The organism is Longimicrobium sp. (assembly GCF_036280135.1).
Classification (GTDB): domain Bacteria; phylum Gemmatimonadota; class Gemmatimonadetes; order Longimicrobiales; family Longimicrobiaceae; genus Longimicrobium.
Genome location: NZ_DASURI010000914.1, coordinates 1 through 3,423 on the forward strand (window position 1 = coordinate 1; position 3,423 = coordinate 3,423).

The 3,423-nt window shown below is 69.7% G+C and carries 6 protein-coding genes; 2 read left to right on the top strand and 4 right to left on the bottom strand.

What is annotated here, in order from left to right:
- Window positions 1–578 precede the first annotated feature (578 nt).
- On the top strand, window positions 579–890 hold the full coding sequence (locus VFZ20_RS29470; protein WP_329687544.1) for a hypothetical protein: 312 nt from the start codon (window positions 579–581) through the stop codon (window positions 888–890).
- A 46-nt stretch (window positions 891–936) separates the two neighbouring features.
- Window positions 937–1,512 (top strand): hypothetical protein, encoded by a 576-nt coding sequence (locus VFZ20_RS29475; protein WP_329687545.1) that lies wholly within the window; start codon window positions 937–939, stop codon window positions 1,510–1,512.
- 101 nt (window positions 1,513–1,613) lie between these two features.
- Here VFZ20_RS29475 and VFZ20_RS29480 read toward each other — a convergent pair whose 3' ends face one another.
- From VFZ20_RS29480 to VFZ20_RS29495, 4 genes are all read right to left on the bottom strand, one after another.
- Window positions 1,614–1,814, bottom strand: coding sequence for a hypothetical protein (locus tag VFZ20_RS29480; RefSeq protein WP_329687546.1), 201 nt, complete (start codon window positions 1,812–1,814; stop codon window positions 1,614–1,616).
- Window positions 1,815–1,979: 165 nt separating this feature from the next.
- Entirely contained in the window at window positions 1,980–2,465 is a 486-nt protein-coding gene (locus VFZ20_RS29485) for a hypothetical protein (RefSeq protein WP_329687547.1), read from the bottom strand.
- Window positions 2,462–2,830: a hypothetical protein gene (locus VFZ20_RS29490; RefSeq protein ID WP_329687548.1), complete on the bottom strand. Its 369-nt coding sequence runs from the start codon at window positions 2,828–2,830 to the stop codon at window positions 2,462–2,464. The genes VFZ20_RS29485 and VFZ20_RS29490 overlap by 4 nt, the downstream gene beginning before the upstream one ends.
- Entirely contained in the window at window positions 2,827–3,381 is a 555-nt protein-coding gene (locus tag VFZ20_RS29495) for a sigma-70 family RNA polymerase sigma factor (RefSeq protein ID WP_329687549.1), read from the bottom strand. The genes VFZ20_RS29490 and VFZ20_RS29495 overlap by 4 nt, the downstream gene beginning before the upstream one ends.
- Between the last annotated feature and the right edge of the window lie 42 nt (window positions 3,382–3,423).

Here is a 3,423-nt window from a genome sequence, read left to right on the forward strand (position 1 = left end):
TCGCTGGTGCAGTGGTAGGCGTTCCATTGTGGTTTATCACGATCAGTCAACAAATCAGGAAGATCATGCGATTCGGAAGAGCTTGGGCGTCCCTGATTTGTGCACTCGCAGTGGTAACGGCGGCGTGTGCCGATACGCCGACAGCGCCCGGAGCGAGCGCCGCATCAGCCGGGCCGAGCCACGATTATGTGCTGGAGCCCGTGATCGTCGTGGGACATCCCCAATGCGATCCGTACCTCGACCTTGATTGGTGCCAGGGTGAGGGGGGCGGTGATTGCATGTCCAGCTCTGATGCCGCTGCCCTGGATGGGGAGCTGACATTCGTAAGCAGCTGCCCTGCGCCAGGGACGGGGATCGGCAAAGGAGGCGGAGCCATCGGATCCCCGCCTGGACCAGGAGATTCGGACCCTGGCACCGGCCCCGCGCCTGAGAACGAGGACCTGGACGATCACATCTCGCCCCAGGACACCGTCCCCGATTGCACCCAGGCACAGACGGTCGATTGGGCCCAGGCGTACTGTCGTTCCGCGACACCGACGGGAGCCCGGGCCGACACGATCAACGCGGCGCTGGACCGGATGGAGCAGCGCGGAGGCGAGTGCGCCAGCCTCGCGGCGGAAGGAAGGCGCTTGTTCGGGCAGGGAGAACTGCGGGTGTTCGCGCCGGTGGCGGGCGATGCCGGTGGATGGGGCAGCGCCCAGATCGGTGTGCTGATCGCTGATTACTGGGTCGATCGCTTCTCGGATACGATCTCGGGTGACAACCGGAACCTGGAGCACACGTTGTCCCATGAGATTGATCATAAGCTTGGGCGAGAGCATACGGACGCGCTTGGGTATGAGACTCCGAACTCGCGCACCTGCTCGGGTCTGTCGGGCACCAGCCCGTGACTTTGTCCGCCGCCGTACGAACCTACTGAGACAGGCGCTTGAGCCGATGTCCATACGAATGACTGTCAACTGGATGCGCGCACTCTGGTGCGGCATGTTGCTCGCCGGGCCTCATGGGGCCGCAGCACAAGCAACTCCCGCCAGCGTCGATCGGGATGCGGCGATCTTCCAGGCCGTCATCACTGAGCTGGCCGGCTCGTCCGAAGGGGTGCTCCTCGTCGATCCGCGTACGCTCGACAGCCGTGCGGACCTCACGAGCGTCGATCCGGAAGACGTGGGGGAGGTCTCCCGCGCGCGTGAGGACGTGCTCGAGGGGATGGGAATCCGGACGACGGCGTTCCTCGCGGACAAACCCTGCATGTTCGCCAGCGGGCTGCCTCCCGCGCCGGAGTTCGACACCGCGACGGAGGAGCAGCGGACCGTGCGGCAGCAGTGCCGTGCCCGCGGCCCCTTCACGTCAGTCATCGTGGGCGGCGCGCGGCCCGACGGGGATACGGTCGCGGTGAACGTCGCGCGGCTGACCCCGAGCAGGTACGCGGCGCGCCGATTCATCCTGCAGCGCTGCGCCCGCGAGACGTGGATGATCATCCGCGTGGAGGAGCTGATCGGAATCCGGTCCTGAAGCGGCTCAGAAAGGTCGCTGGTCGAACGAATGAGCAAGGACGCAGGGAGCGCGCGGCTCCCTGCGTCCTTGTGCGTGATCCGGAACGTCTCGCGCGGCGCTCAGGCGAGCGTCGAGTCCTTGCACTTGCAGAACTGGCAGTCGACGCACGATTCACAGGAGGCGTCCGTCTTCTCGTCGGCCAAGGCCGCGGCGTCCACGGCCGCGCGCGCCCGCACCGTCCCGTGCACCAGCCACGGGATCTCCATTGTCTCGAACGTCTCCACGTCCAGCGCGTCCACGGCCAGCCTGAGCTTCTTCATGATGATCTCCCGCGAGGAGTATGAAAGCGGATCACCGGATCCGAGGCCAATGCCCAGGGCCAGTCTAGCCGTGGATGCGGACACCGCAAAGCAAATCTTTGTTTCTCCCCGGCTTTGGCCCCGGACGCAGAACGGGGGAGCGCGCGTGCGCTCCCCCGTTGTCCGTCACCGCGCGGCTGAATCCGTGGGCGGTGGTGGCGGCGGGCCGTCCGGGAACGGCCCGCGGTCCGGCCTGCCGCGTCCGCCGCGCCGGCCACGGCCCTCGCGCTCGCGCGCCTGCCACTCCTCGCGGATCTTCTGCCACTCCGCGCGCTGCTCGGGCGTGAGCACGGCATCCACCGCCGTCATGGTGCTGTCGAAGCGGCTGCGCATCCGCTGCCGCATCTCGCGAAAGACGGAGTCCGCGCGGGCCCGGTCGCGCGTGGTGAGCGTCTCGATGCTGTCGCGTTGCACGGGCGTGAGCTTGAGCCGCTCCGCCACGGGGCTGCCCTCGGCGAACATGGGCGGCGGGCCGCGCCGGTCGTTGCCGCGAGGAGGACGGTCGCGGGGACCGTCGCCGCCGCGACCGTGGGCCACGGCCGCGCCCACCAGCCCGCCGGCCACGAACACCACCAGCAGCGTCAGCACGGCCAGGATGCGCATGCGGTTCATTGCGCCGCTCCTTCCAGCCCCAGCACCATCTCCTCCACCGAAGGCGCGTTCTCGGCGTCCACCCAGGTGGCCACGCTGCTGGAGTAGCCCAGCTGCGACGCCAGGCTGGCCGTCTCGGCCGCGGCCGGCTGCGTGCCGGTGAAGAGAAAGGCCCCGGCCGCGGCGGCCATGACCGCCGCGGCGGAGAGGGTGGGACGCACCCAGTCCGCGATCAGCATCATCATCCCCGGGGCGGGCAGGCGTGCCCGGCGGGCCAGCTCCGGCGCCGCCGCCGCCGTGATCCCCGTCACCATGCGCTCCCAGCGCTCGGCGTCCCGGGTGGGATCGAGCGGCGCCAGGTCGCGGAAGCCGTCGTCGATGTTCACGTTTCCTCCCGATGTCCTTCCGTCAGGCGCTCGCGCAGGGCGCGGCGCGCGTTGAACAGGTGCACGCGGGCCGACCCGTCGGAGATCCCCAGCCTGGCCGCGATCTCCTTGTGGCTCCAGCCCTCCACGTCGTAGAGCAGGATGACCTCGCGCTGCAGCTCCGTCAGCGTGCTCAGCGCGCCCAGCAGGTCCTCGCGCAGCTCCATGTTCTCGGCATCGCGCGCCGGGTCCGCGCGGCGGTCGCTCGCCTCGCGGGCCGCGTCCAGGGGCAGCGCGTCGCGCACCTGCCGGTAGCGCCGGTGGTCGCGGGCGCGGTTGCGCACGATGGAGAACAGCCAGTTGGCGAACTGGTCCGGCTTGCGGCACTCGTCGATGCGCTTGAGGGCGGTGACGAAGGCATCCTGCACGGCATCCTGCGCGTCGGCCTCCTCGCCCAGCTGGGCCAGGGCCACGGCGTACGCCGACCGCAGGTGCCTGCGCACCAGCGTCTCGAACGCCGCGCCGTCGCCGCCGCGCGCCCGCGCGACCAGTGCCGCATCGCTTTCCGTCACCTCGCCTCCCCCTCCCGTTCCCGGTCCGGCCGGGCGCACGGG

What these genes read in the sequence shown, in the direction of transcription:
- VFZ20_RS29475 (WP_329687545.1), top strand. Translation starts at nt 937, where the DNA reads ATGTCCATACGAATGACTGTCAACTGGATGCGCGCACTCTGGTGCGGC.
- VFZ20_RS29485 (WP_329687547.1), bottom strand. Translation starts at nt 2,465, where the DNA reads ATGAACCGCATGCGCATCCTGGCCGTGCTGACGCTGCTGGTGGTGTTC.
- VFZ20_RS29470 (WP_329687544.1), top strand. Translation starts at nt 579, where the DNA reads ATGGAGCAGCGCGGAGGCGAGTGCGCCAGCCTCGCGGCGGAAGGAAGG.
- VFZ20_RS29480 (WP_329687546.1), bottom strand. Translation starts at nt 1,814, where the DNA reads ATGAAGAAGCTCAGGCTGGCCGTGGACGCGCTGGACGTGGAGACGTTC.